Source organism: Streptomyces sp. NPDC093097 (assembly GCF_044754325.1).
Classification (GTDB): domain Bacteria; phylum Actinomycetota; class Actinomycetes; order Streptomycetales; family Streptomycetaceae; genus Streptomyces.
Window position 1 is genome coordinate 305,238 of sequence record NZ_JBIVOW010000006.1, and the last position, 24,460, is coordinate 329,697.

22 protein-coding genes and 1 pseudogene are annotated in these 24,460 nt (G+C 74.4%); 7 read left to right on the forward strand and 16 right to left on the reverse strand.

Annotation, left to right across the window (positions count from 1 at the left end; translation table 11 throughout):
- Positions 1 to 117: 117 nt before the first annotated feature.
- A complete protein-coding gene (locus tag ACIQE0_RS13680) occupies positions 118 to 1,443 on the reverse strand; it encodes an Ig-like domain-containing protein (RefSeq protein WP_402331330.1) in 1,326 nt (441 codons plus the stop codon).
- Positions 1,444 to 1,524: 81 nt separating this feature from the next.
- Positions 1,525 to 2,715, reverse strand: a complete 1,191-nt coding sequence (locus ACIQE0_RS13685; RefSeq protein ID WP_402331333.1) for a CaiB/BaiF CoA transferase family protein — start codon at positions 2,713 to 2,715, stop codon at positions 1,525 to 1,527.
- A gap of 336 nt (positions 2,716 to 3,051) precedes the next feature.
- Here ACIQE0_RS13685 and ACIQE0_RS13690 point away from each other — a divergent pair, with 336 nt between their 5' ends.
- Positions 3,052 to 3,327 (forward strand): hypothetical protein, encoded by a 276-nt coding sequence (locus ACIQE0_RS13690; RefSeq protein WP_384099539.1) that lies wholly within the window; start codon positions 3,052 to 3,054, stop codon positions 3,325 to 3,327.
- A 142-nt stretch (positions 3,328 to 3,469) separates the two neighbouring features.
- Here the strand turns inward: ACIQE0_RS13690 and ACIQE0_RS13695 are convergent, their stop codons facing one another.
- Positions 3,470 to 4,168, reverse strand: coding sequence for a Yip1 family protein (locus tag ACIQE0_RS13695; RefSeq protein ID WP_366329936.1), 699 nt, complete (start codon positions 4,166 to 4,168; stop codon positions 3,470 to 3,472).
- Positions 4,169 to 4,262: 94 nt separating this feature from the next.
- Here ACIQE0_RS13695 and ACIQE0_RS13700 point away from each other — a divergent pair, with 94 nt between their 5' ends.
- The gene (locus ACIQE0_RS13700) at positions 4,263 to 4,979 is read left to right on the forward strand and encodes a VIT family protein (protein ID WP_402331338.1); all 717 of its coding nucleotides are present in this window, start codon (positions 4,263 to 4,265) and stop codon (positions 4,977 to 4,979) included.
- An 81-nt stretch (positions 4,980 to 5,060) separates the two neighbouring features.
- On the opposite strand, the gene ACIQE0_RS13705 is transcribed toward ACIQE0_RS13700, so the two are convergent.
- The 5 genes and pseudogenes from ACIQE0_RS13705 to ACIQE0_RS13725 all read right to left on the reverse strand — a co-directional run bounded on the left by ACIQE0_RS13705 (position 5,061) and on the right by ACIQE0_RS13725 (position 9,307).
- Positions 5,061 to 6,191 (reverse strand): P1 family peptidase, encoded by a 1,131-nt coding sequence (locus tag ACIQE0_RS13705; RefSeq protein ID WP_366329938.1) that lies wholly within the window; start codon positions 6,189 to 6,191, stop codon positions 5,061 to 5,063.
- A 29-nt stretch (positions 6,192 to 6,220) separates the two neighbouring features.
- The gene (locus tag ACIQE0_RS13710; protein ID WP_402331341.1) at positions 6,221 to 7,033 is read right to left on the reverse strand and encodes a L,D-transpeptidase family protein; all 813 of its coding nucleotides are present in this window, start codon (positions 7,031 to 7,033) and stop codon (positions 6,221 to 6,223) included.
- Between the two features lie 462 nt (positions 7,034 to 7,495).
- Positions 7,496 to 7,693 (reverse strand): hypothetical protein, encoded by a 198-nt coding sequence (locus ACIQE0_RS13715; protein ID WP_366330031.1) that lies wholly within the window; start codon positions 7,691 to 7,693, stop codon positions 7,496 to 7,498.
- 25 nt (positions 7,694 to 7,718) lie between these two features.
- Positions 7,719 to 8,086, reverse strand: a pseudogene (locus ACIQE0_RS13720) (low temperature requirement protein A); the annotation flags it as partial.
- A 189-nt stretch (positions 8,087 to 8,275) separates the two neighbouring features.
- On the reverse strand, positions 8,276 to 9,307 hold the full coding sequence (locus tag ACIQE0_RS13725) for a methyltransferase (protein WP_366329940.1): 1,032 nt from the start codon (positions 9,305 to 9,307) through the stop codon (positions 8,276 to 8,278).
- Between the two features lie 194 nt (positions 9,308 to 9,501).
- Between ACIQE0_RS13725 and ACIQE0_RS13730 the strand changes: the two genes are divergently transcribed.
- Positions 9,502 to 10,758 (forward strand): amidohydrolase, encoded by a 1,257-nt coding sequence (locus ACIQE0_RS13730; RefSeq protein ID WP_402331344.1) that lies wholly within the window; start codon positions 9,502 to 9,504, stop codon positions 10,756 to 10,758.
- Between the two features lie 144 nt (positions 10,759 to 10,902).
- On the forward strand, positions 10,903 to 11,985 hold the full coding sequence (locus ACIQE0_RS13735; protein WP_402331347.1) for a MerR family transcriptional regulator: 1,083 nt from the start codon (positions 10,903 to 10,905) through the stop codon (positions 11,983 to 11,985).
- A 63-nt stretch (positions 11,986 to 12,048) separates the two neighbouring features.
- Here ACIQE0_RS13735 and ACIQE0_RS13740 read toward each other — a convergent pair whose 3' ends face one another.
- The 3 genes from ACIQE0_RS13740 to ACIQE0_RS13750 form a co-directional block, all read right to left on the reverse strand.
- Positions 12,049 to 13,287: an FAD-dependent oxidoreductase gene (locus tag ACIQE0_RS13740; RefSeq protein ID WP_402331350.1), complete on the reverse strand. Its 1,239-nt coding sequence runs from the start codon at positions 13,285 to 13,287 to the stop codon at positions 12,049 to 12,051.
- Between the two features lie 97 nt (positions 13,288 to 13,384).
- Entirely contained in the window at positions 13,385 to 14,320 is a 936-nt protein-coding gene (locus ACIQE0_RS13745) for a sulfite exporter TauE/SafE family protein (RefSeq protein ID WP_402331353.1), read from the reverse strand.
- 9 nt (positions 14,321 to 14,329) lie between these two features.
- A complete protein-coding gene (locus tag ACIQE0_RS13750; protein ID WP_366329945.1) occupies positions 14,330 to 15,193 on the reverse strand; it encodes a GntR family transcriptional regulator in 864 nt (287 codons plus the stop codon).
- 169 nt (positions 15,194 to 15,362) lie between these two features.
- Between ACIQE0_RS13750 and ACIQE0_RS13755 the strand changes: the two genes are divergently transcribed.
- Complete coding sequence (locus ACIQE0_RS13755) at positions 15,363 to 16,841, forward strand: rhodanese-like domain-containing protein (protein ID WP_402331357.1); 1,479 nt, start codon at positions 15,363 to 15,365, stop codon at positions 16,839 to 16,841.
- A gap of 72 nt (positions 16,842 to 16,913) precedes the next feature.
- Here the strand turns inward: ACIQE0_RS13755 and ACIQE0_RS13760 are convergent, their stop codons facing one another.
- Positions 16,914 to 18,224 (reverse strand): MFS transporter, encoded by a 1,311-nt coding sequence (locus ACIQE0_RS13760; RefSeq protein ID WP_402331360.1) that lies wholly within the window; start codon positions 18,222 to 18,224, stop codon positions 16,914 to 16,916.
- Positions 18,225 to 18,698: 474 nt separating this feature from the next.
- On the opposite strand from ACIQE0_RS13760, the gene ACIQE0_RS13765 reads away from it, so the two are divergent.
- Together ACIQE0_RS13765 and ACIQE0_RS13770 are read left to right on the forward strand one after the other, a co-directional pair.
- Positions 18,699 to 19,187 (forward strand): AMP-binding protein, encoded by a 489-nt coding sequence (locus tag ACIQE0_RS13765; RefSeq protein ID WP_366329948.1) that lies wholly within the window; start codon positions 18,699 to 18,701, stop codon positions 19,185 to 19,187.
- A gap of 388 nt (positions 19,188 to 19,575) precedes the next feature.
- Positions 19,576 to 19,893: a hypothetical protein gene (locus ACIQE0_RS13770; protein WP_402331364.1), complete on the forward strand. Its 318-nt coding sequence runs from the start codon at positions 19,576 to 19,578 to the stop codon at positions 19,891 to 19,893.
- Positions 19,894 to 19,931: 38 nt separating this feature from the next.
- Here ACIQE0_RS13770 and mscL read toward each other — a convergent pair whose 3' ends face one another.
- The 4 genes from mscL to ACIQE0_RS13790 all read right to left on the reverse strand — a co-directional run bounded on the left by mscL (position 19,932) and on the right by ACIQE0_RS13790 (position 24,088).
- Positions 19,932 to 20,447, reverse strand: a complete 516-nt coding sequence (gene mscL, locus ACIQE0_RS13775; RefSeq protein ID WP_402331367.1) for a large conductance mechanosensitive channel protein MscL — start codon at positions 20,445 to 20,447, stop codon at positions 19,932 to 19,934.
- Between the two features lie 899 nt (positions 20,448 to 21,346).
- A complete protein-coding gene (locus ACIQE0_RS13780; protein ID WP_402331370.1) occupies positions 21,347 to 22,180 on the reverse strand; it encodes an S-methyl-5'-thioadenosine phosphorylase in 834 nt (277 codons plus the stop codon).
- 155 nt (positions 22,181 to 22,335) lie between these two features.
- Positions 22,336 to 22,677, reverse strand: coding sequence for an FmdB family zinc ribbon protein (locus tag ACIQE0_RS13785; protein ID WP_402331373.1), 342 nt, complete (start codon positions 22,675 to 22,677; stop codon positions 22,336 to 22,338).
- Between the two features lie 136 nt (positions 22,678 to 22,813).
- Positions 22,814 to 24,088: an MFS transporter gene (locus tag ACIQE0_RS13790; RefSeq protein WP_402331375.1), complete on the reverse strand. Its 1,275-nt coding sequence runs from the start codon at positions 24,086 to 24,088 to the stop codon at positions 22,814 to 22,816.
- Between the last annotated feature and the right edge of the window lie 372 nt (positions 24,089 to 24,460).

Consider the following 24,460-nt stretch of genomic DNA (forward strand, 5'->3'; position numbering starts at 1 on the left):
CGGGCCGACGGCGGGCTGAGAACGGCCCGAGAACGGCCCGGCAACGCGACGAGGCGGTGACCGCCCCCGGAGGGACGATCACCGCCTCGTCACGTCGTCAGCGGTGCCGGTTCGGCGTCAGGAGGCGCTGCCCGCCGTCCACTGCGACCAGGACATGTTCCAGCCGTTGAGGCCGTTGTCCGGCTGGACCGTCTTGTCCTTGGAGTTCTGCACGATCACGACGTCACCGATCAGCGAGTTCTCGTAGAACCACTTGGCCGGGGTGCTGCCGCCGCCGCCCTTGTTGTCCTGGAGGCCGACGCAGCCGTGGCTGGTGCCGGAGCGGCCGAAGATCGAGGAGTTGCCCCAGTAGTTGCCGTGTATGAAGGTGCCCGACGACGACAGCCGCATGGCGTGCGGCACGTCCTTGATGTCGTACTCGCCGCCGAAGCCGACCGTTGAGCCGTCCATCCGGGTCTGCTCGAACTTCTCCGAGATCACCATCTGGCCGTTGTAGGTCGGGTGGTCCGGGCTGCCGCCGGAGATCGGGATGGACTTGATGACCTTCCCGTCCTGCTTGACGGTCATGGTCTGGGTGTTCATGTCCACCGTCGAGACCTGCGAGCGGCCGATGGTGAAGGACACCGTCTTGGACTGCACGCCGGTGATGCCCGCGCCGCCCTTCACGCCGTCCAGGTCGATCTTCATGGTGACCTTGGAGCCGGCCTTCCAGTAGTCCTCCGGACGGAAGTCCAGCCGGCGGTCGCCGAACCAGTGGCCGACGACCTGCTGGCCGCTGCTGGACGTCACCGTGATGTGGGACTGGACGTCCTTGCGGTTGCTGATCGACTTGTCGAAGTTGAACGACACCGGCATGCCGACGCCGACGGTCTTGCCGTTGTCGGGCGTGAACGAGCCGATGAAGCTGTTGGCCGACGAGACCGTGGTGAACGTCGCGTTCTCGGTCGCCGGACGGCCCTTGGCGTCCTTGGCGTCGGCCACGAGCTTGTACTTGGCGCCGCGGTCCAGCTGCTCACCCGGCTTCCAGGAGGCGCCGTCCGGCGATATGGCACCGGCGATGTCCTTGCCGGTGTCGACGGCGGTGAGCTTCACGTTCGTCAACTTGCCACCGGTGACCTTCACTCCGGTGTCATTGATGCTGGCGTCGGTGGCACCGTCCTTCGACGAGACCTGGATCTTGGCGTCCGAGGCGTCCTTGGCGGCCGCGGCGTCCGCGCCGGCCTGGCCGTTCTTGCCGTCGTGGCCGCCCGCCTCGGCGTCGCCGCCGCAGGCCGACAGGGTCAGCGCGCCCGCGGCGAGCAGGGCGGTGACGGCGAGGGTGCGGCGCATCCGGCGGGTGCGGCGCGGTGCGGCGGAATCCCGCAGCTCGGACTGAAGCGGCTGGTGGGGGGTGCGGGACTGGGCGGGCGAGGGGGTGTCCGGCGATGTCACGAGCTGCTCCATACAGGGGTGTTGTGATTCCGTGCTGGTAAACAGCACCTACGGGTGGATTTGGTTGCGGGTACCACTGCGTTGTGACGAACGTCACATGCGCGGCGGCAGGGGTCGGCCATCCGGCCCTGACAGCCAGGTTCGCAGCGCCGGGCCGTCTTCGTCCAGGCGGGGTGGGGCGGCAGGTTGGGTCACGGGGGTGCCCGACAGGCGCAGGGGGCTGGCGACTTGGGGAACGCGCCCCTCGCCGACCGGGACGACCGGCTCCAGCCCCAACCGCGCCGCCAACTCCAGCGCCTCGGAGAGGGTGTTGACCGGCCCGCAGGGCACGGACGCCGCCGCCAGCCGCTCCGTCCAGCCCCGCGGGGTGTCGGCGGCCAGCCGCTCCTCCAGTGCTTTGGCCAGGTCTGTACGGTTTTGCACCCGGTCCTGGTTGTGCCGGAACCGGACGTCCTCCGCCAGCTCCGGCACCCCCAGCTCCCCCGCCAGCGCGCGGAACTGACGGTCGTTCCCCACCGCCACGGCCAGCAGCCCGCCCCGGCAGGCCAGCGTCTCGTACGGGGCGATGCTCGGATGCCGATTGCCCATCGGGCCCGGATCGCGGCCGGTGGCCAGATGGCCGGACGCCTGGTTCACCAGCGAGCCCAGCAGCGACGACAGCAGATTGACCTCCACCGCCTGCCCCGCGCCGGTCCGGTCGCGGTGCCGCAGCGCGGCCAGGATGCCGGTGACCGCGTCCTTGGCGGTCAGCACGTCCACCAGCGCGACCCCCGCCTTCAACGGCGTCCCGCCCGGCTCCCCGGTGATGCTCATCAGGCCGCCCACCGCCTGCACCACGAAGTCGTAGCCGGGCAGCGCGGCGCCCGCACCGGAACCGAACCCGGTGATGGTGCAGTGCACCAGCCCGGGGTGGGCCGCCAGTGTGGTGGCCGGGTCCAGCCCGTACTTGGCGAGTGAGCCGGGGCGGAAGTTCTCGATCAGCACGTCCGCCCGCCGCGCCAGTTCGCGGGCCGCGGCCGCGTCGTCCGGATCGCCCAGGTCCAGCGCCAGACCGCGCTTGGAACGGTTCGCGGCGTCGAAGTACGCGGCGGTGCCCCCGGCGAACGGCGGCCCCCAGGAGCGGGTGTCGTCGCCGGTGCCAGGCCGTTCGACCTTGATGACCTCGGCGCCGAGGTCGGCGAGCGTGGCCGCGGCGAGCGGTCCGGCCAGTACGCGGCTGAAGTCGGCCACGAGGACGCCGTCGAGGGCGCGCGGGGCGGTGGTCCGGTGATCCGGCTGGGGCACGGGCGTACTCCTCACGTCGCGGACGGGGTGCCGTCATCGTTCGCGACGGGCCGCGGCGGAGGGAAGGTGCCGGGGTGTCCAACGGGAGGCGGGGGAGTACTCCGGTGCGGCCGGTGGCGGAACCCGGTGTCCGGCGGGCTCAGCTGACGCCGTACCACGCCGTGCATGCGGGCCCTGCGGGGTGTCTGCGGGACGTAGGTGTGGTGTCGGAAATGCAGGGAAATGTCATAGGAGAGGCGTTGCTTCAGCATTTAGGGCCCAAGATGCCCTGTTGGAAGCCTGACGCGTGGTGTCTACTGGGCGGTGCCCAGCGCCCACTTGTTCGGGAGGAACAGCATGCTCCCCTCCGTTTCGATTCTCCAGCAGATCGGTCTAGGCGTTCTGCTGGTCGTCGTCGTCCTCTGGGCGGTCGGCCTGATCAGACTGACCCGGCGCGGGCATTACGGGGCCGGCGGTCCGGACGGCCCGCCCGCACCACGGTCCCGGGCCCGGCTCGACGCGGTGCCGCGGCAGACCGGCCCCGGCGGCCCGCCCTCGGAGAACGTCGAGCTCACCCCCGCCGAACGCCGGGCCTTCGACGACCTCGTACGGCAGCTCACCAGCCGCAGCTGACCGGCCGGCGGCCGGGGACGCTCCGGTGGCTCCCCCCGGTGGTCCCGCGCGACGGCCCGGGGACCATGTCGTCCCCGGGCCGTCGCCTCGTATGAAGGGCGCACCCACGGGCCCCTCAAGGGCCCCGCAGGTCACCGGCGTCTCAGTGCGCCGGCCCCAACTTCAGCAGCGCCAGCGCCGCCAGCATCTGCACCGACACCGCGGCCGCCGCCTTGCGCGTCGGCAGGTGGTGCTGACCCCGTATGAGCAGCACCGCGAGGAAGTAGCCGAAGCCCCAGGTCGTCCACGTCGCGGCCTGGACGAACGTCGAACCCGACGGCAGCCAGGCCGCGATGCCCAGCCGGGGCAGGTCCGTCGCCCAGAAGACCACCACGAACATGCTCGCGGTCGGCGCGAACCGCCCGTTCCCGCCGAGCGTGCGCGCTATCGCGTGGGTCACCGCCCCCAGCCCCAGACTGGCGACCAGCACCCCCGCCTCGGCCATCCCGAGCAGTTGCAGCGCCGCCGTGCGGCTCACCGCCCACTGCGCCCGGAACGGGGCCACGGACACGATCCCCACCGCGCCGCTGAGCAGGCACAGCAGCACCGCCGCACTCCACGCGCTGCGGTCCCGCGCCTCGTCGAAGACGTCCACCGGCCGGTACCAGAGCCCGAATATCAGCCGGTGCCACCACAGGCGTTGACGCCGCGCCGGCTCCTGACGGGCGGGCGCGGGCGCGGGTCCGCGCGGCGCCGGCTGCACCAACGTGGGCGGCGGAGGCGGCGGTTTGGCGCCCGAGGACGGGGCGGAACGCCGGCCGGGCCGGGCCGGCGGCGGTGTGGGGGGCGGCGATGCGGACATACGGCCGTTTCTACCACCGGCCGAGCCGGCACGACGCGCGGGCATCGGGCGGGACCTGACACCGGCGACGGCACCGGGATGAGACGCTCGACCGGTGACGCTTCAGACACCGGAGCACGACGAGGCCCACGGCGGCGGACTCGGCAGCCGCCTCAACTGGCTGCGCGCGGCGGTCCTCGGCGCCAACGACGGCGTGGTCTCCACCGCCGGACTGGTCGTCGGCGTCGCCGGCGCCACCGATTCGCGCAACACCCTGCTCACGGCCGGACTGGCCGGGCTGCTGGCCGGATCGATGTCGATGGCCGCCGGCGAGTACGTGTCGGTCTCCACCCAACGCGACTCGGAGCGGGCCGCGCTGGCCCTGGAGAAGCGCGAACTGGCCACCGCACCGCAGGCCGAGCTGGTCGAGCTGACCGAACTCCTCGAAGGCAAGGGAATCAGCTCGCAGTTGGCCCGCGAGGTGGCCGCGCAACTGACCGAGCACGACGCGCTGCGCGCCCACGCGGAGGTCGAACTGGGCATCAACCCCGACGACCTCACCAACCCCTGGCACGCGGCGGCCGCCAGCTTCCTCGCCTTCACGGCCGGTGCGCTGCTGCCGCTGCTGGCCATCGTGCTGCCGGGGCCCGGGCAGCGGCTGTGGATCACGGTGGTCGCGGTGCTGGCGGCGCTGGCCCTGTGCGGATGGGGCAGCGCGCGCCTGGGGTCGGCGCCGGTGGGACCGGCGGTGCTGCGGAACGTGGCGGGAGGGGCGTTGGCGATGGGGGTGACGTACGCGGCGGGCGTGCTTCTGGGGGCCGTGGGGGTCTGAGGCCGGCTTCCCCCGGTGCGGCCGGCTTCCCCCGGCGCGGCCGGGGGACGGGGACCTGACGGGGCGTCGCCGCCGCGCGCCCTACGGGGCGTACAGGTCGGTGTAGGACGGGAAGACGCCGCCGGGACCGTCCACCGAGGTGGCGGAGCGCGCGGCCTTGACGACGGCCCGGGTCAGGACGTCGGCGCCGGCGGCGAGGATGTCGTTGAGGGCGCCGGCCTGGAGGTGGACGCCGAAGGCGGGATCGGCCAGGGCCGCCAGGTCGGCGAGCGGGCGGTCGCCGGTGGCGAGGGTGAAGACCGTGTCGCCGTCGTTGAGGAGATGGACGGGGCGCAGGGCGCGGGCCAGGCCGTCGTGGGCGGTGCCGGCGAGCTTGTGGGCCTGGGCGCGGGTGAGGACCGCGTCCGTGGCGACCACCGCGAGGGTGGTGTTGAGGGGCGGGTGGACCGAGGCGGCGGAACGGGCCGCTGAGGTCGCCCGGGCCTCCGCGAGGCGGAGCCGGGCGGCCGCGTGGACCTCGGGCGCGGGGCGGGGGCCGGGCGCGCCGTGGAGGGCGCCGGTGCGCGGGTCGGCGAAGGAGCCCGCGGCGTTGACGGCGGCCAGCGCGGCGACGGTTATCCCGGAGGGCAGCACGGCGCTGGCGGTGCCGACGGCGCCCTTGAAACCACCGCAGACCGCGCCGGTGCCCGCGCCGACGTTGCCCTGGGCGACGGGTGAGCCGGGGGAGGTCCGGGCGGCGTCCTCGGCCGCGGCGCGGCCCAGGGCGGCGTCCGGGCGGGCCCGCCAGTCGCCGCCGCGGCCCAGGTCGAAGAGGGCGGCGGCGGGGACGACGGGGACGACCTGGGCCGGATCGGGGCCGACCCGGAAGCCGCGGCCCCGCTCCTCCAGCCAGGCGGCGACACCGGACGCGGCGTCAAGGCCGAACGCCGAACCCCCCGTCAGCACGACGGCCTCGACGCACTGGACGAGGTTGCGGGGATCGAGGGCGTCGGTCTCCCGGGTGCCCGGGCCGCCGCCGCGCACATCGACCGCCGCGACGGCGCCGCCTTCGGGGGCGAGGACGACGGTGGTGCCGGTGAGCCAGCCGCCGCCGGTGCGTTGCGCGTGTCCGACCCGCAGGCCGGGGACGTCGGTCAGGGCGTCATGCGGCCCCGGGGGGTGAGGGGTGTCCTCGTCCCCCGGGGGCCGCCGGTGTTCCCGCGCGTCAGTCATGGGGCCATGCGTACCACGCGGGGCCCCGTTCAGTGACCGGCCGGGCCCATCACGACGACCGGGTGCAGCTCCGGGTCGAGGGTGCGCAGCAGTTCGCGCATCACCTCGGGCTTGAGGCTGACACAGCCCTGGGTGGGCCCGCCGTGGTCGACGTGCAGCCAGACGCCGCCGCCCTTCTCGTCGCCGAGGGGGCGCCGGCCGTCCAGCGGGGAGGTGCCCGGGACGCGGTTGTAGTTGATGGCGATGACGTAGTCGAAGGCGCCGGCCAGCGGCTCGCCCTCGACGCCGGTGCCGTGGGCCACGAAGCTGCTGTTGTGGTCATAGGGCAGCTTGGTGCCCTCGGGGGCGGCCAGCCGGCCGCCGGCGTCGGTGAGGGTGTAGACGCCTTGGGGGGAGCGCAGGTCGCCGTAGTGGTGGTCCGTGGTCCACCCGTGGGCGGCGTTGTGCGCGGCCCAGTTCGGGCCGGCCTCCCAGAGGTCCGAGCCTTCCTCGCGGGTGTAGAGGACGACCCGGGAGTCGTGCGCGTCGGCGTCCTTGCCGGTGACGACCAGGACCTGGCGCGCGTTGGCCGGTATACGCCTGCGGGTGGCGTCGCCGAGGTCCGGGATGGCGTGCAGACCGCGGGCGGCCGCCTGGGCGGCCTGTTGCGGCGCGGGGGCGTTCGGGCTGGACACCGTCCGGGGTGTGCCGCTCTTGGCGTCCGGCCGGCTGCTGTGGTCGTCGCCCGAGGCCGGCCACGCCCACAGGGCGGTGCCGACGAGCGTGGAGAGGGCGAGACCACTGACGGCCTTGCTGCGCCGGGACAGTCTCCTGCGCGCATGGGACTGAGCGTGGCGGGCCATGTCTGGCGTCTCCTCAGGTACGGGCAGGTGGACGGCCCGTGGTCTTGCGGAACCCGCAGGACCCCAGGCATAAAAAGGGCAATCTGCACCCTACCGCGTTCTGGCGAGGCCGCTTCCGGGAGCTGCGGTGAACGGTAGAGGGCTCAGGGGCGACACCGCACGTCGAGGGGACCTTTGGTAGGGGAATGCGGCGATTGGGGGTGGTGTCGGGGGTGGTTCGTGAGGTGGGGCGGCTGGTGACGGCGCGCAAGATTGGCCGGAATGTGCGTCAAGTTCACGCTCTGCCAGGAGAGTTGAGGAGGCGCGTGATCGGGCTCGCCGTTGCGTCGTCGGTCTGTCGGCCGGGGCGTCGGTGGGCAGGCGGGGCGCGGGCGCGTACGACCGTTCGGCACGCTTATGGGGGAGGGGGCGCGGGGCGGGCGCCCCTGACGCCTACGACCGGAATGGGCCGACCGGCGGTCGCTACTCCTCCTCCGGGGCGGCGCCCTGGCGTGCCGTCAGGGTGACGCCCACCGCCACCGTCGCGGCGGCCACGGCGCCCGCCGCCGGGACCGCCGCGTGCCCCGCCGCCGTGCGCACCAGGATGAGTGCGGCGGCGACCGGGAGGACCAGTTGCCGGGCCGGGCCGCGGTTTTGACGGCGGGAGTGGATCAGCCACACGGTGTGGTGCTCGTCGAGCGCCGACCCGGGGCACGCCCGCGGCCAGGATCAGCACGCCGCCGATCTGAACGAGAGTCACCACCCGGTGCAGCACGTCGTCGGTGTCGTATGCCGACGCGAACCAGCTGAAGTTGACCCGGGCCCGCCCGTGTATTGACGCTACAAGACGTGGCGGGCGTCGTACTTGGCGCCCGAGGATCGCCACACCCACGCCCACCAGATGGCGAAGAGCCGCATCAGATGGCCGGCGATGCCGTGCCCCGGGTGGGCTCCGGTCAGGGCGTGCGCCAGTTGGCGGCCGGCCTGGGCGAGGGCCACGACGAAGCAGAGGTCGAGGAAGAGCTCCCATGGGGTGGCGGCACGGTGCGCCTCATCGCGGCTGCGCGCTTGCATCAGGACCGGCCCGTCGGCTCGGGCCCCTCTCGTCGGCCACCGAGGGGGCGGCTTTCGGACCCTCAGCAGAGCGCGGGAGCAGGGGCGATGGGGCGCCGGCGAGGCGGCGTGTCGGTCGGCCGGTGCGGGGCGGAAGGCGCGGAGCGCCGCCGGCACGCTCCCGTAGGCCGGGCGGGCGGGAGGGCGGACCTACTCGGCCACCGCCTCCACGATGGAGGGGAAGGCCGCCGTCGGCAGCACCCGCGTCAGGCGGAACCCGCTGGCCGACAGCAGCGCGGCGAACTCGTCCGCGTTGCGCTCCCGGCCGTCGAAGATGGCCAGCACGGTGACGTCCAGCGTCTTGCCGAAGTGCGGTGCGTTCCCGGGCGGCAGGACGCAGTCGACGACCACGAGGCGGCTGCCGTCCGCCATCGCCGCGCGGCAGGTGCGCAAAATGCGGCGGCAGGCGTCGTCCGGCCAGTCGTGCAGGACGTGCTTGAGGACGTAGACGTCGCCGCCCTGGGGGACCGACGCGAAGAAGTCGCCCTCCTGGGTGCGCCAGCGGCCCTTCAGGTCGTCGGTGTCCAGCAGGTGGTGGGCCAGCGGCGGCGCCAGGTCGAAGAGGACACCGGTCAGGTCGGGGTGGTGGCGGAGCACGGCGCGGAGCAGCCCGCCGCGGCCGCCGCCGACGTCGACGACGGTGCCGGTCGCGGGGAAGGGGTAGGCGGCGGCCACCGCGTCGTCCGCCGGGGAGGCCAGGGACGCCATCCCGTTGTCGAAGAGCTCCCGCTTGGCCGGATCCGACTGGAGGTGGGCGAAGAACGGGGCGCCGAAGAGGCGCTCGAAGGCGGCGTCGCCGTGCCGGACCGCCTCGGTCAGGCCGGCGGAGGTCCGCAGGAACAGCTCGTCGGTGATCATCATGACGGCGGGGTGGAGCGAGTGGGGCACGTCGGTCCGGAGCTGGTGGGCTATCGGCGTCAGCTGGTACGCGCCCGAGGCGTCCTCGCGGAAGATGCCGCTGGCGGCGAGGTAGCGCAGGACGCGGCGCAGGTGCGGGGCGTGGGTGTCGGTGGCGGCGGCCAGTTGTTCGGGGGTGCGCGGGCCCGCGGCGAGCCGGTCGGCGATGCGGAGTCGCGCGGCGGTGCGCAGCGCCGCGGAGAAGTAGTGCCCCATGGCCTGGTCCATGAGGCGGGTCGCGAGGTCGCCGGGCTCGTCCTCCGGTCGGGCGGGTGAAGTGGCCAACGTCAGCCTCCGGTCGTCGGCTTGGGCGGGCCTGCACCACGTCGCAGGCACACGGTGATCCACGGTCGCAGCCGGGGGCGGTGGTGTCACGGGGGGAGGGCGCCGGACCCGTCGCGTACCGGCCAGGGACACGCGGGGCGGACCGCTTCCGGCAAGGGGCAGACGGCGGCGGCCGTACATGGTCGAATGCGCGTATGAGCGACAGCGACCTCTCCTTTCCCGCATCCGTCCTGGAGCCGCTCGACGCCCGCCTCGCGGACCTCGTGGCGCTCTACGAAGACCTGCACCGCCACCCGGAACTGGCCTTCCAGGAGACCCGCACCGCCGCGGAGGTGACCCGCCGGCTGATCGCGTACGGCTATGACGTCACCACCGGCATCGGCGGCACCGGCGTCACCGGGGTGCTGCGCAACGGCCCGGGCCCGGTGGTGCTGCTCCGGGCCGACATGGACGCGCTGCCGGTGACCGAGAACTCCGGTGTGCCGTACGCCTCCACCGTCCCGGGGCGGATGCACGCCTGCGGGCACGACGTCCATGTGACCTGCCTGCTGGGCGCGGCGGACCTGCTCGCCGCCGGGCGCGACCGCTGGTCGGGGACGCTGGTGGTGCTGTTCCAGCCGGCCGAGGAGGCCGGCAACGGGGCCCGCGCCATGCTCGCCGACGGCCTCTACAGCAAGGGCCTGGTGCCCACGCCCGACGTGGTGCTGGCGCAGCACGTCACCCCGTTCGGCGCGGGGCTGATCGCGTACTGCCCGGGCGCCTGCATGGCGGCGGCGGACAGCCTGGAGATCACCTTCCACGGGACCGGCGGTCACGGGTCGCGGCCGGAGACGGCGGTGGACCCGATCCTGATGGCGGCGGCGTTCGTGCAGCGGGTGCAGTCGGTGGTCGCGCAGGAGATCGCGGCGAAGGAGCAGGTCGTGGTCACGGTCGGCGCCTTCCACGCCGGGGACACCGCCAACGTGATCCCGGACCGCGCCGTCGTACGGCTCAGCGTCCGCAGCTTCGACCCGAACGTGCGGACCGCCGTGCTGGCCGCCATCGACCGGATCGCCCGTGCCGAGGCGGCGGCCTCCGACGCACCGCGCGAGCCGGAGGTGAAGGCCCTCGACTCCTTCCCCGTGACGGTCAACGACGAGGCGGTGCTCAACGACGTCAACGAGAGCTTCACCCGACTCTTCGGTGCGGAACGGGTCTTCGCGTACGAGCCGGCGACGGGCAGCGAGGACGCGGGGGAGCTGGCGACCGCCGCCGGCGCGCCGCTGTACTACTGGTGGCTGGGCGGCTGGGACCTGGACGTCTTCCGGACCGCGCTGGCCGCCGGGCGGCTGGCCCAGGACATCCCCTCCAACCACTCGCCGCAGTTCGTACCGGTCGTCCGGCCGACCCTCGTCACGGGTGTGCAGGCGATGACGGTCGCGGCGCTGAGCCGGTTGGACGGGGTGGTCTGAAGGGGGCGGGGCGCGGGGGCGGTCCGTTGACCTTGCCCCTGGGGGAAGGCCCAGCATCGGCGGGGCCGGGCGAGGTGCCCGGTACGAGGAGGACGGACGGGGCCCGTGGCGGCGGCCGGACGGCGGAGTGCCAAGGAGCGTCGGGTGGGCCGGGAGCTGTTGACGATCGGGGCGTTCGCACGGGCGTCCCGGCTCTCGCCCAAGGCCCTGCGCCTCTACGACGAGTTGGGCCTGCTGACGCCCGTGCACGTCGACCCGCACAGCGGCTACCGCCACTACGCCCCGGCCCAGCTGGAGCGGGCCCGGCTGGTCGCCTGGCTGCGCCGGCTCGGGATGCCGCTGGCCCGCATCCGTGAGGTGTGCGCGCTGGCGCCGGGGGCCGCGGCCGGGGCGGTCGCGGCGTACTGGGCGCAGGTCGAGGCCGATATCGCCGCCCGCCGGGACCTGGCCGCCTTCCTCGTGGACCAGCTGGAGCGGAAGGACCCCACGATGACCGAACACCGCCACCTCGCGGCCCCGTTGACGCTGCGCTGCGCCGCCCTGACGGACCAGGGCCTGGTACGTGCCGTCCACCAGGACGCGGCCTACGCCGGCCCGCACCTGCTGGCGGTGGCCGACGGCTGGGGCCCCGAGGGCGGCCCGGCCGCGGCCGCCGCCATCGAGGCGCTGAAGCCCCTTCAGGACCAGGACCTGGCCTCGGCCGACCTGTTGGCCGTACTGGAGGAGGCGGCGCTGCGCGCCCACCGGGCCGTGCCCACGGGCGACGAGGCGACCGGCAGCACCCTGACCGCCCTGCTGCGCTCGGGCGCGCGGATGGCGCTGCTGCACATCGGGGACTCGCGGGCGTACGTCCTGCGGGACTCCGGGCTGTTCCGCATCACCCACGACCACAGCCTGGTGCAGTCCCTCATCGACGAGGGCCGGCTCACCCCCGAGGAGGCGACGGACCACCCGCAACGCCTCCAGCTGCTGCGGGCGTTGGGCGCCGGCACCGACTTCGCCCCGGACCTCCGACTGCTCGACGTCCGGCCCGGGGAGCGCTATCTGCTCTGCACCGACGGCCTGACCGGCGTCGTCCCGTCCGAGGCGATCGAGGAGGTGCTCACCGGCGCCGGCACTCCCGAGCAGGCCGTCGCCGCACTGGTCTCGCGGGTCCATGAGGCGGGTGCGCCGGACAACGTGGGGTGTGTGGTGGCGGATGTGGTGGAGGTGCAGGGGCGCCGGTGAGGGTGCGCCGCCGTCAGGGGCGCAGGGGGGCGAAGACGTCTGCCCCCCTGCGCCCGCTCCTCCCTAAGCCCGCCCCTTCAGCATCCCCTGGAAGTACATCTGCGGCAGGCCGTAGCGCTTGAGGAGCCACATGTCGGTGCGTTCCTTCGTGGTGTCGAGGAAGGGGAACGAGGGCGTGGGGCGGAGGTCGTAGTCGAACTCGGCCAGCAGCATCTTGTTCCGGGCGGTGACCAGCGGGCAGGAGGTGTAGCCGTCGTAGCGGGCGGCGGCGGGACGGCCGCGCAGGCCGGCGAGCAGGTTGGCGACGACCACCGGGGCCTGCTTGCGGACCGCGGCGCCCGTCTTGGACGTCGGGAGGTGGGCCACGTCCCCCAGGACGAACACCTCGGGGAAGTCGGGGTGTTGGAGGGTGTGCCGGTCCGTCTTGACGTACCCGTGGGGGGAGCCGGGGTCGGCCAGCGGGCCGTCGGCGAGCCACTGCGGGGCACGCTGCGGCGGGACCGCGTGGAGCATGTCGTAGTGGAGCGTCTCGGTGCGGCCGGTGGCGTGGTCGGTGATGACGGCCGTGCGCTCCGCGCCGTTCAGCCGGGTCATCTCGGACTGGAGCCGCACCTCGATGCCGTAGCGGCGGGCGGTCTCCTCCAGGGCCCGGGAGAAGACCGGCACCTTGAAGAGGTTCGACTCCGGGAGGACCAGAACGGTCCGGATGGCCCCCAGGACACCGCGCTTGCGCCAGTAGTCGGCCGCCAGGTACGCGATCTTCTGCGGTGCGCCACCGCACTTGACCGGCCCGGACGGCATGGTGAACACGGCTGTGCCGCGCCGCGTCCGGCGGATCAGGTCCCAGGTGTACGGGGCGAGATCGGCCCGGTAGTTGCTGCTCACACCGTCGTGGCCGACGGCCGACGCCAGGCCCGGCACGCCGTCCCAGTCCAGGCTGAGGCCGGGGGCCAGCACCAGCCGACCGTAGGAGTACACCCGGCCGGTGGCGGTGGTGACCGTACGGGCCACCGGATCGACGGCACTGGCGCGCTCGCGCAGCCAGCGCACGCCGGGCGGGATGACCTCGGCCTGGGGGCGCAGGGCGGCCCGCAGCGGCGCCTGGCCGCCGCCGACCAGGGTCCACAGCGGCTGGTACCAGTGCGTCTCCGCGGGGTCCAGCAGCGCGATGTCCCGGAGGCCGGCGCGGCGCAGCCGGGCGGCGACGGTGATGCCCGCGGTACCGCCGCCGACGATCAGGATCTGGTGGTGGACGGGGGCGGCGGTGGGCGCGGGGTCGGGGTCCGCGGCGGGCCGGGTCATGCGTCTCTCCTGTCGACTGGGGCTTTACGGGGTGGGGATGAGGGGTCTGGGGTGTCGGGTGCGGTGGTGGTCTCCCGGGCGCGGGGCGCCCGGGACGCTAGAGGTCGGGCAGGGTGGTGGCCGCCATCGCCAGGGCCAGGACGGTGACCAGGACGGCGAAGGCGGTGGTCAGGGTCTGCGGGCGCAGCCGGCCCGCGAGGCGGTTGCCGAGGTGGCTGCCGGCCGCGGCGCAGCCGGCGAGCAGGGCCAGCAGGGGCCAGTCCAGTGCGCCGGTGCCGGCCCGAGTCGCCAGCGCGGCCGTGGAGTTGATCAGTATCACCAGCAGCGAGGTGCCGACGGCGACCGGCATCTCCAGGCCGAGGACGAGGGTGAGGGCCGGGACGACGACGAAGCCGCCGCCCACCCCGAAGAACCCGGTGAGCAGCCCCACGGAGGAGGCGGTCACGACGGTCCGGAGGGGGCGCGGTCGACGGGAGACGGCCAAGTCGGGTGCGTCGCGGGGGTGTTGCGGGTCCTGCGGGTTCCGTGAGCCGTGCGGTTCGCGGGGTTCCCGGGAGCCCCGCGGAGCCCCGGAATCCCGCACGTCCCCGGCCGGCGGCCGGGAAGAGGGCACCGCCCCCGCGACCACCGCGCCCGCCGCCGCCTCCGCCCGGCCGCGGCGGTCCCGGCGGCCGCGCAGCAGCATCCCTGCCGCCACCACGAGCATCAGCCCCGAGAACGCCGCCATCAGGACCTTCGCGTCCAGGGCCGCGCTGCACCGGGAACCGACGTAGCTGCCGACCGTCCCCAGGGCGCCGAACGTCGCGCCGGCGGCCCAGCGGACCCGGCCCGCGCGGGCGTGGCAGAGCAGCCCCCCGACCGCGCCGACCGCGACCACCACCAGGGCGCCCGCGGTCGCCTCGTGCGGGGTCTGGCCCAACAGGTAGACCAGGGCCGGCACCGCCAGGATGGAACCGCCGCCGCCGAGCGCCCCCAGCAGCAGGCCGATCACCAGTCCGCAGGGCAGCGCCGTCGCGGCTATGAGGACGGACACGGCGGCCCGTTACGCGGACGGCGCCGCGGCGCGCGGCGCGAGGGCGACCGCCCGGCTGGCGTCGGACCATTCGGCGACGAACGCGAAGCGGTCGCCCCGGACCACCGTCTCGCGCCATTCCACCGGCCGGTCCCCGGCCCGTCCGATCCGTTCGATGGCGAAGGCCGCCTCCCGGTCGGCCAGTCCGAGCAGCCACGCCTGCCGGATGTCCGGCAGGAACGGAGCGATCCGCTCCCGCCCGCCGGTGACCTTCACCCCGCAGCGCCCGGCCAGTTCGCCGTAGAGCGAGGTGTGCCCGAAGTCCGCCTCCAGCAGCGGTTCGGCGAGGTCGGCCGGGAGGTAGGCGGTGTCGTGGGCGAGCGGTTCACCGTCCGCCAGCCGCAGCCGCTCCAGGACGACCAGGGGCGCGTCCGGGACCAGCCCCAGGTGGCCGGCGACCGTCGCGTCCGCGGTTCGCTCCAGCCGCAGCACCTCGCTGCGCTGGTCCACGCCCTGCGCCTCCAGGTCGCGGAAGAGGCTGTAGAGGGAGCCGAGCGGCTGCTGTATGCGGCGGGTGTCGAGGCGGCTGGCGCGGCCGCGCTCGGCGATCACCAGGCCGTCGGCGCGCAGTTTGCGCAGCGCCTCCCGGACGGTGTGCCGGCTGACCTCGTACTCGGCCGTCAGCCGGTGCTCGGCCGGGAACTCCTCGGTGAACGCGCCGACTTCCATCCGACGCCGCAGATCCTCCAGGAGCTGCGCCCACAGGGGCAGCGGTGAACCGCGGTCCAAGGGGCGCGGTCCGTGCGCCTGCGCGTGGTCACCGTGGCTGCCGTCGTCGCCGTGCGGGGCCTTGCGGCCGTGCGCACCCGGCGATGCGGGCTGAGGCGGCGTCATGTCGGTCCTCTCGTCCCTGGGTTCTCGTCCGGCTTACGGGGGGGCGGGTTGTTCCCCCGCCGGTCGGCTCCCTAATGTACGTACATCCGTGCATCCGCACAACGGAGCGGCGTGCACGGCGCATTCCGCCGCCCACGCACGGGCGCCGCGCACCCCTGGAGGCCCGACCGTGCATTTCGCGCAGTACTACCTCGACTGCCTCTCCCAGGCGTCGTACCTGATCGGCGACCGGAAGACCGGACGCGCCGTCCTCGTCGACCCGCGCCGCGACATCGACACGTACCTGGCCGACGCCGAAGCGGCCGGCCTGCGCATCGAACTCGTCGTCGAGACGCACATCCACGCCGACTTCCTCTCCGGACACCTGGAGGCGGCCCGCGCCACCGGCGCCGAGATCGCCTTCGGCGCGGCCGCCGAAACCGGCTTCCCCATCCGCCGGTTGCACGACGGCGAACGCCTCTTCCTGGGCACCGAGCCGACCCCGGCACCCGACGCCGAGCCGGGGACGACGCCCGCCCCGGTAGGCCCGGCGCGGTCCGGGCCGGTGAACGGGACGGCGTCCGGGGTGACCCTCACCGTCCTCGCCACCCCCGGCCACACCCTGGAATCGATCTGCCTGGTCATCCACGAACAGCCCGACGACGAGGTGCCGTTCGGCGTGCTGACCGGCGACACCCTCTTCGTCGGCGACGTCGGCCGCCCCGACCTGCTCTCCGCGGCCGGCCACTCCCCGCAGGAGATGGCCGGGCGCCTCCACCGCTCCCTGCACACCAAACTGCTGACCCTCCCGGACGCGACCCGGGTCTTCCCCGCACACGGCGCCGGTTCGGCCTGCGGCCGCAGCATCTCCACCGACACCAGCTCCACCATCGGCGACCAGCGCCGCCTCAACTACGCGCTCCAGCCCATGGCGGAGGACGCCTTCGTCCGGCTGGTCACCGCCGAACAGCCCGCCGCACCCGGCTACTTCGCGTACGACGTGGCCCTCAACCGGGACGGCCACCCCCTGCGGGACCCGGAGCCGCCGGCCCCGCTCACCCTGGACGAGGCGCTCGCCGCCCGCGCCGAACAGGGCGCCGCGCTGCTCGACTGCCGCCCGATCGAGGCCTACGCCCGGGCCCACCTCGCCGGTTCCCTGCACACGAGCCTGGACACCCGGTTCGCGGAGTACGCCGGCAGCGTGGTGGCCCCCGGCACCCCGATCGTCCTGCTCGCCGACCCGGGCAAGGAGCACGAGGCCCGCCTCCGGCTCGCCCGCATCGGCTACGACCGGGTCCTGGGCCATCTGCCCGACCTGGCCGGGGTCCTGGCCGGCGCCCCCGGACTCACCCGCCGCAGCCACCGCCTGGCCATGGCCGACCTGCTCACCAGGCTGCCCCTGGACCCCCACGACCCCGTCGACGGCGGCCAGTTGGTCGACGTCCGCAACCCGGCCGAGTTCGCCGCGGGTGCGCTCCCCGGCGCCCGCAACATCCCGCTGGCCGCCCTCCTCGGCCGGATCGGCGAACTCGACCCGGCCCGCCCGGTCGTCCTCTACTGCCGCAGCGGCAACCGCTCGATGATCGCGGCGGCCCTCCTGGAGGCCCACGGCTTCCATCAGGTGAGCGACGCCTCCGGCGGCTACGCGGAACTCGCGACGGCCCGGTGAGGCACGAGGGGAGGGCCGGTGGGCCGGCCGCCGACACCCGGCCCGCCGGCCCGCCGGCCCTCCCGTCCCCTCTCAGCGCCTCGCCCGCCTCCTCTCCAGCCCCCATACCGTCGCCATCAGGACCGCCCCCATCAGGCATCCGGCCGCCGGCAGCACCAGCGACGGCGGCGCCCCGCCGCCGACCGGCCCGCCGCCGACCGCCCCGCCGCCGACCGGCCCGGCGGGGGCCGGCGCGGCCGGGTCCGCTCCGGTGGCCGGAGCCGTCAGGGCCAGCCCCCACCCCGCCGTCGTCGTCAGCACGGACTTGGTGAGGCCCGAGGCTCCCCCCGCCCGCTCGCGGCGGACCACCGCCTGGGTACCGGTGAGGGCCAGTCCACCCGCCACCCCCAACGCCGCCGCGGCGCCCGTGGCGGCCACCAGCAGGGCCGGCGCCCCCGCGGAAACCCCGGTGGCCCACAGCGCACCCCCCGCCGCGGCCAGGCACAACGCCATCACCGGCACGGCCGCCCCGGGACGCACCCGCCCGGCCACCGGACCCCCGGCGGCCAGCGCGAGGAACGCCAGCCCCGCGGCCAACACCGGCCAGCCCCGCCCATGTTGGAGCGACAGCGGAAGCACGTACAGCAGCGCCACCGTCGCCGCGTTGGCGACCGCCCCGGCCGCGGTCAGCGCCACATACGGGAGGTTGCGGAAGAGCGCGAGGTCCACCAGCGGCGCCGGGGCGCGCCGTTCGGCCCGTACGCACCACGCGCCCAGCAGCACCGCACCCGCCGCCCAGACCCAGGCCGCGCGGTGCTCCAGCCACCACGTCAGGCACACCAGGGCGCCGGTCGCGGTCACCGCGCCCGCCACGTCGAGGGGCTGCCGGGCGGCGGCCGCGTCCCGCGACTCCGCCGCCCGGCCCGCACACCACACCGCGGCCGCGGCGAACGGCACCGTCAGCCAGAACACGGCCCGCCAGGACACCGATGGGGCCAGCGCGCCCCCCAGGAACGGGCCGCACACGGTGGCCAGCCCGGCCACTCCCAGCGCCCGCCCGGTCGCCCGCCGCCCCTGGCCCGGCGGAGCGGCGTTGGTGAGCAGCGCCAGCCCCGCGGGCATGATCAACGCGCCGCCCGCGCCCTGCACCACCCGCGCCGCCACCAGGAACGACAGCGACGGCGCCAGCGCACAGCACACGGAGCTCACCCCGAAGAGCGCCGCCCCGAGGGCCAGCATCCGCCGCCGCCCGCAGAGGTCGGCCAGCCGCCCGGCCACCGGCATCAGGGCCCCGGCGGCGAGCAGATAGCCGCTGACCACCCACGGCGCGGCGGCCGCGGCCCCCGGCAACTCGGCCCGGACCACGGGCAGCGCCGGATTCAGCGCAAAGGAGTCCAACTGCACGCAGAAGGCTCCGACCGCCACCGCCCACCACGCCCAACGCCCGCGCACCACACGCCCGTTCACCGCGTCCGCTGAACCCGCTGAACCCGCTGAACCCGCTGAATCCGCGGAGTCTGCCGACTCCACCGGATCCGTCTGGCCCGTCTGACTCGCCGGATCCGTCTGGCCCGTAGGACCCGTCGGAGGTACGGACATGGCTCCGACCACCCGCCTCTCTCACGCACACCGCACCGAAGGAAGAAGAAGGAAAGGAGGAGAGGGAGGGATGAAGTGCACCGGACCGGGGCAGGAAGAGGCAGGAACGCGCTGCGCTGCCGTCGCGGGGTGCGGAAGGGGCCCGGCGCTGACCCCATAGAGTCGAACGGCCCTTGCGGGCTCGTACAACAGACGTTCAGCATTCGTTGATCGCTGAACTCCATGCTGATGCGCATGTTGCGCCGTGTGATCTCAGAGCATGCAGAAGACGCCCGGGAAGTGCAAGAGCCCGATGCGTCGCAGGTCGCCCTCACCTGGAGCGGGGAGCCGGGTCGTCTGGAGGAGCTGACGCACGGCATGCTCCTGGAGCAGGCCGAACGGGCGGCGCAAGCGCTCACCCGCTACGGGGTGCGGGCCGGCGACCGGGTCGCGGTGCACCTGCCGCTGGTGCCCGAATCGGTGATCGCCACCCTGGCCTGCGGCCGTCTGAACGCGATACGCACCACGCTGCCGGTCTCCCTGACCGTCCCCGAACTGACCGCGCGCCTGCGGGAGTCGGGGACGCAGGTGCTGATCACGGCGGACGCGGCGTTCTGGGACGGCTCCGTACGCCCGGTGAAGCCGGTGCTGGACCACGCGCTGGCGCGGAGCGCCGCCGCCGGCACGGAGCGGCTGCCGCACACCGTCCTGGTGGTGAACCGCTGCTCCCGCCCGGTCTCCTGGAAGCCCGGTCGCGACCAGTGGTGGCACGAGGCCCTCGCCGCCTGACCCACCCCGCCGCAGACCGCAGACCGCAGACCGCAGACCGCAGACCGCAGACCGCGACCGCCGACCGCGACCACGCGACCGCAGCACGTCCGGATCCGGCGTCCCGAACCCTCGGATGCGCCGCACAGCGGGCCACCGGCCCCGAGCACTCCTAGCGTGGGCTTCCCGACCCCGTACGGAGGCCCGGTCGCCATGCCGAAGCGCCACGCCCGTGCTCACCACCCTCAGCCCCACCTCCTGCCGCTCCCCGGTGCCGATCGTGGCTGGCCGCCGGGGCGGGGACGTGCCGAGCAGGGACCGCCCACGCGTCCGCGCGACGCGCATCGTCCGCACCCGATACCCACGCACGAGAACGGAAGCGCCCCAGGGCCCGCCGTACCCTGAAGGGGTGAGCACCAAGCCCGAGCCCCAGCCCGAGTCCAGGTCCGAGTCCCCGTCCGAGGGCGATCCCGCCCCCGGGGCCGCACCCGAGACCGACTCGACCGCGGGGGCCGACCAGGACGCACCCCCGGCGCCCGAGACCCGCACCACCGCGTCGCCCGCGCGGCCGGCACCGCGCAGCGCCGCCGCGCTGATCTTCGACGACCCGCTGAGCCGGCGGTCCTCGGACGACACCGACCACGGCTGGGGTGAGCGTCCCGCCACCTCGGGCAGCGCCGCCGACCTCGCCCGCTTCCTCGACGAAAAGCCGCCCCACCACCTCTGAGCGAGGCGAGGGGCGGCGTATCCCGGGCGGAGCGCCCGCTACTGCCGGGACTGCTGCGTGATGAGGGCCGCTGCGGCCGCGGAGGCCGCGCCGGGGGCCGCCGAGGCACCGTTGCGCTGGGCGAGCAGGGCGTCGCGGATCTCGGTGAGGAGCTCGATCTCCGTCGGGGCCGCCGGCCCTTCGTCGGCCGGCTTCTTGGCGTCCTGACGGTCCTTCCACTTGTTCATCGGCAGGATCATGAGGAAGTACACGACCCCGGCGGTGATCAGGAACGTCAGCGCCGCGCTGAGCACCGAGCCCCACAGGACGTAGATGCCGTCCACGTACACACCGGTCTTCTTGTCGACGGCGCACGTGCTCAGGCAGGTCTGGTAGTTGTCGAGGTTCTGCGAGCCGAAGGCACCGACGATCGGGTTGATGACGCCCTTGACCACCGCGTTGACGATGTTGGTGAACGCCGCACCGACGACGACCGCCACCGCCAGTTCGATGACGTTGCCGCGCATCAGGAATTCCTTGAATCCCTGAAGGATGCTCTTCTTCTCGCCGCTCACCTGACAGCCTCTTTCCGCGCTTGCTTTGGACGGTGTACCGACAATCGGCACCGCAACTTACGTCAGGGCGGGGCGGAGATGTCCAATCGCGCACCACGAACCGGCGATCGACCAGGGCACCAGTACGGATATCCGTACGGGAGCGGCGGATCGGGGGGACCGGGCCGTGCCGAGGGTGGCTCGTGCGGGGCGCAGGGGCGGCCGTGCGGGGGCCGGCGCCCACCGGGAAGCGGCGGACCCGGCCGCTCGGCAGGGCCCCTGCGGCGGTGATCGGTGCGGCGGTGCCGATAACGGCTTCGGTATCGGTGGTGCGGGCGCGCCATGGAGGGCGCGCGGCCGGTGCCCCGCCACTCGGAGAAGACTCGCGTGTCCGGGCGGCGGACGCCACTCGATCTTCGCGCGGGGGCGGCATGGTCACCGCCCCCCGGAGGCCGCCGCGGTGGGACAGGCCGCGGGTGCGGAGGCGCTGCTCCCGGGGCCGTGCGAGAGGCCGGTGGCCAGTGCTGCGGCGGCCGTTGCGAGGCCGGCGGCCAGCAGCCGGCGGCGCGCGGGCCCGCGCCATCGGGAGCGGACGCCGCCCGCACGAACGGGGGCGAAGTGGGGCACTTCACACCGCGGGGGAGTGGGTAGGGCCGGGGCGAGGGAGGGCATGGTCGTCACCACCTGTGGTGCGGATGCGGAGCGGACGGGGTCGGAAGCGAGCCCCGCGTGCGGACCCGCGATCACCACCGTGCCGTACTTCGCCCCCGCCCGCCGCGGCCTGTGGACAGCCCCGCGACTGTGGACAACTCCGTCACCCGGAAGGGGAGTTCACCCGCCGACGGCGTCCGGCCCCGCCCGACGGGGTCCCCTCTGATCCGACCCGAGCCGCCGCGCCCGGCCCCGCCCGCCCCGGCCCGCTACGGCAGCTCGATCCCCAGGTCCCACCCTTGGTGCGCGTCCGTGCACAGGCAGCCGCGGTCGGCGTCGGCGGGGAGCGCGGCGACGGTGTCGAAGAGGACCTCGCGGAGCCGGCTGATGTTCTCGCCGAAGACCTTGAGGACCTCCTCGTGGGAGACGCCCTCGCCGGTCTCGGCGCCCGCGTCCAGGTCGGTGACCAGGGACAGCGAGGTGTAGCAGAGGCTCAGTTCGCGGGCCAGGACGGCCTCGGGGTGTCCGGTCATGCCCACCACCGACCAGCCCTGGGCGGCGTGCCAGCGCGATTCGGCGCGGGTGGAGAAGCGCGGCCCCTCGATCACCACCATGGTGCCGCCGTCGACCGGCTCCCAGTCGCGGCCGCGGGCGGCGGCCAGGCAGGCCTGCCGGCCGGTGGGGCAGTACGGGTCGGCGAAGGTCAGGTGGACGACGTTGGGGACGCCGCCGTCCGCGCGCGGTTCGCCGTCGAAGTAGGTCTGCACACGGGACTTGGTGCGGTCCACGAGTTGGTCGGGGACGAGCAGGGTGCCGGGGCCGTATTCGGGGCGCAGCCCGCCGACCGCGCACGGCCCGAGGACCTGGCGCACCCCGAGGGAGCGCAGCGCCCAGAGGTTGGCGCGGTAGTTGATGCGGTGCGGCGGGAGGTGGTGGCCCCGGCCGTGCCGGGGGAGGAAGGCGACCGAGCGCCCGGCGATCTCGCCGAGGAAGAGAGAGTCACTGGGGCGCCCGTAGGGGGTGTCCACCGTGATCTCGGTCACGTCCTCCAGGAACGAGTAGAACCCCGACCCGCCGATAACGCCGATCTCCGCGTCAACCATGCGGTCACACTATCGGGGCACGGCGGCGGCCCGCCGGTGGTTCGGTCCGGCCGGCGCCCGGGAACGCGGCGGGCCCCGCCGCCCCCGGTGGGGAGCGGCGGGGCCCGGAAGTCCGGTTGCGGGCGTCGCTACGGCGGCCCGGCTGGTGCCCAGGGTCAGGCGGCCGACCCGGTGCTGGCCGGGGCCGACGGCTTGCTGACCGAGGACGAGGACGACGGCTTGCTGTCCGACGACGAGGACGTCGAGGACGAGGACGAGCCGTTCGACGAGGAGCCGGTCGACGTCGAGGAGCTGCCGGCGGGGGTGCTGCTGGACGACGAGCCGCGGCTGTCGTTGCGGTAGAAGCCGGAGCCCTTGAAGACGATGCCGACCGCCGAGAACACCTTCTTGAGGCGTCCGTTGCAGCTGGGGCACTCGGTGAGCGCGTCGTCGGTGAACTTCTGCACGGCCTCAAGGCCCTCGCCGCACGCGGTGCACTGGTACTGGTAGGTCGGCACTTGACTTCCTCCTGGCACTCTCACTCATTGAGTGCTAACGACGTTCCATCTTGCAGTATTCCGGCGCGCCAGTCCACCGCGAACGTCGCACGGTGACCGACTCCACGCCCGCTCCCGGCCCCGCCCCGGGGCTCGTTCAGGTGCGGCTGAGCTCCCGTTCCCGCTCCTCGGCGGCGCCCGCCGACCCGGTGACGACCATCGACGACCGGGGCGCCAGGTGGGTCCGCAGGGCCAGCAGGACCACCAGGGCCAGCGCCGTGCCGGCCAGCGGCACCAGGAAACCGGAGTTGGGGCCGAAGCGGTCCGCCAACTGGCCGGCGGAGGTGGCCGCGGCCGCCTGGCCCAGCGCCACCGCGCCGGTCAGCCAGGTGAACGCCTCGGTCCGGGCGGTGGCCGGGACCAGGGATTCCACGAGGGTGTAGCCGGTGATCAGCGCGGGCGCGATGCACAGGCCGACGACCAGGCCGACGGCGCCCAGCAGCGGCACCGCGGTCACCGCCCACAGCGGGGTGGTGGCCAGGGCCAGCAGCCCGTAGGCGACCAGCAGGCGGCGGTGCGGGCCGACCTTCCAGGCGATCGCGCCGCAGGCGATACCGGCGAGCATGTTGCCGCCGGCGAAGATCCCGTAGAGGACGCCGTTGATGCCGGGCTGCCCGATGTGCTCGGTCAGCGCGGTCAGCGAGACCTGCATCCCGCCGAAGACCGAGCCGATGCCCAGGAACGCCACGATCAGGACCCGCACACCGGGGACGGACAGCGCCGAGACGCGCGCGAGGCCCGCGGCGCGCTCCCGGTGGACCGGCGGTTGGGTGCGGCGCTGCGAGGCGAACAGCAGCCCGCCGGCGAGCGACAGCGCGGCCTCGGCGACCAGGCCGGCGGCCGGGTGGATGCCGGTGCACAGCGCGGTCGCCAGCACCGGGCCGACGACGAAGGTGAACTCGTCGGTGACCGACTCGAAGGCGGCCGCCGTCGGCATCAGCGGGCTGCCGCCCAGCTTCGCCGCCCAGCGGGCCCGCACCATCGGGCCGACCTGCGGAGTGGAGGCGCCCGTGGGGACGGCGACCGCGAGCAGCGCCCACAGGGGGGCGTGCGCCAGGGCGAGTGCGATCAGCGCCGAGACGCCCGCGGCGTGCACCAGGACGCCGGGGATCAGCACCGCGCGCTGGCCGAACCGGTCGGCGAGCTTGCCGCCCTGCGGGGCGAAGAGGGCCATCGAGACGCCGGTGGCGGCGGAGACCGCGCCGGCGGTGCCGTAGGAGCCGGTGGTGGACTGGACGAGCAGGACGATGCCGATGGTCAGCATCGCGAACGGCTGCCGGGCCAGGAAGCCGGGCAGCAGGAACGTCCACGCTCCGGGCGTGCGCAACAGTTGTCCGTAACCGGGACGGGAGTCCTTGACCGCGGATGCCACGGCCGGGCCTTTCTGCCGCCTGGTAGCGCCGCCCCGCGAGGTGCCACGGGTGCGCGCCGAGAGCTGTCCTCTCGCGCAGGACCGAGTGATACCGCGTGGTCCGCACCGGGGAAGGTGGCTGCGCCTGGCAGGGGGACCGCGGCCGCCGAGCGGTCGCGCCAGCTCTGCGTCAGGCAGAGTTGGTTCGTGATCCGTACAAATTACCGGTTTGACTATACAGGCCGGACGGTGTGAAGCCCCGGCGTCGGCCGGGGCTTCACGGGGATCTCCAGGGCCTCCCCGGAGGGGTGGCGCGCCCACGGCGTCCAACCGGAAACAGCCGGGCGCCTGGGCTTGCGGGCGGGCCCGGCCAGGGGTGGCCGGGCCCGCGTC

Excerpts from the sequence above, each read along its gene's own strand:
- ACIQE0_RS13690 (WP_384099539.1), top strand. The coding sequence starts at position 3,052 with ATGCTCCCCTCCGTTTCGATTCTCCAGCAGATCGGTCTAGGCGTTCTG.
- ACIQE0_RS13680 (WP_402331330.1), bottom strand. The coding sequence starts at position 1,443 with ATGGAGCAGCTCGTGACATCGCCGGACACCCCCTCGCCCGCCCAGTCC.
- ACIQE0_RS13710 (WP_402331341.1), bottom strand. The coding sequence starts at position 7,033 with ATGGCCCGCCACGCTCAGTCCCATGCGCGCAGGAGACTGTCCCGGCGC.
- ACIQE0_RS13750 (WP_366329945.1), bottom strand. The coding sequence starts at position 15,193 with ATGACGCCGCCTCAGCCCGCATCGCCGGGTGCGCACGGCCGCAAGGCC.
- ACIQE0_RS13780 (WP_402331370.1), bottom strand. The coding sequence starts at position 22,180 with ATGGTTGACGCGGAGATCGGCGTTATCGGCGGGTCGGGGTTCTACTCG.
- ACIQE0_RS13740 (WP_402331350.1), bottom strand. The coding sequence starts at position 13,287 with ATGACCCGGCCCGCCGCGGACCCCGACCCCGCGCCCACCGCCGCCCCC.
- ACIQE0_RS13695 (WP_366329936.1), bottom strand. The coding sequence starts at position 4,168 with ATGTCCGCATCGCCGCCCCCCACACCGCCGCCGGCCCGGCCCGGCCGG.
- ACIQE0_RS13705 (WP_366329938.1), bottom strand. The coding sequence starts at position 6,191 with ATGACTGACGCGCGGGAACACCGGCGGCCCCCGGGGGACGAGGACACC.
- ACIQE0_RS13730 (WP_402331344.1), top strand. The coding sequence starts at position 9,502 with ATGAGCGACAGCGACCTCTCCTTTCCCGCATCCGTCCTGGAGCCGCTC.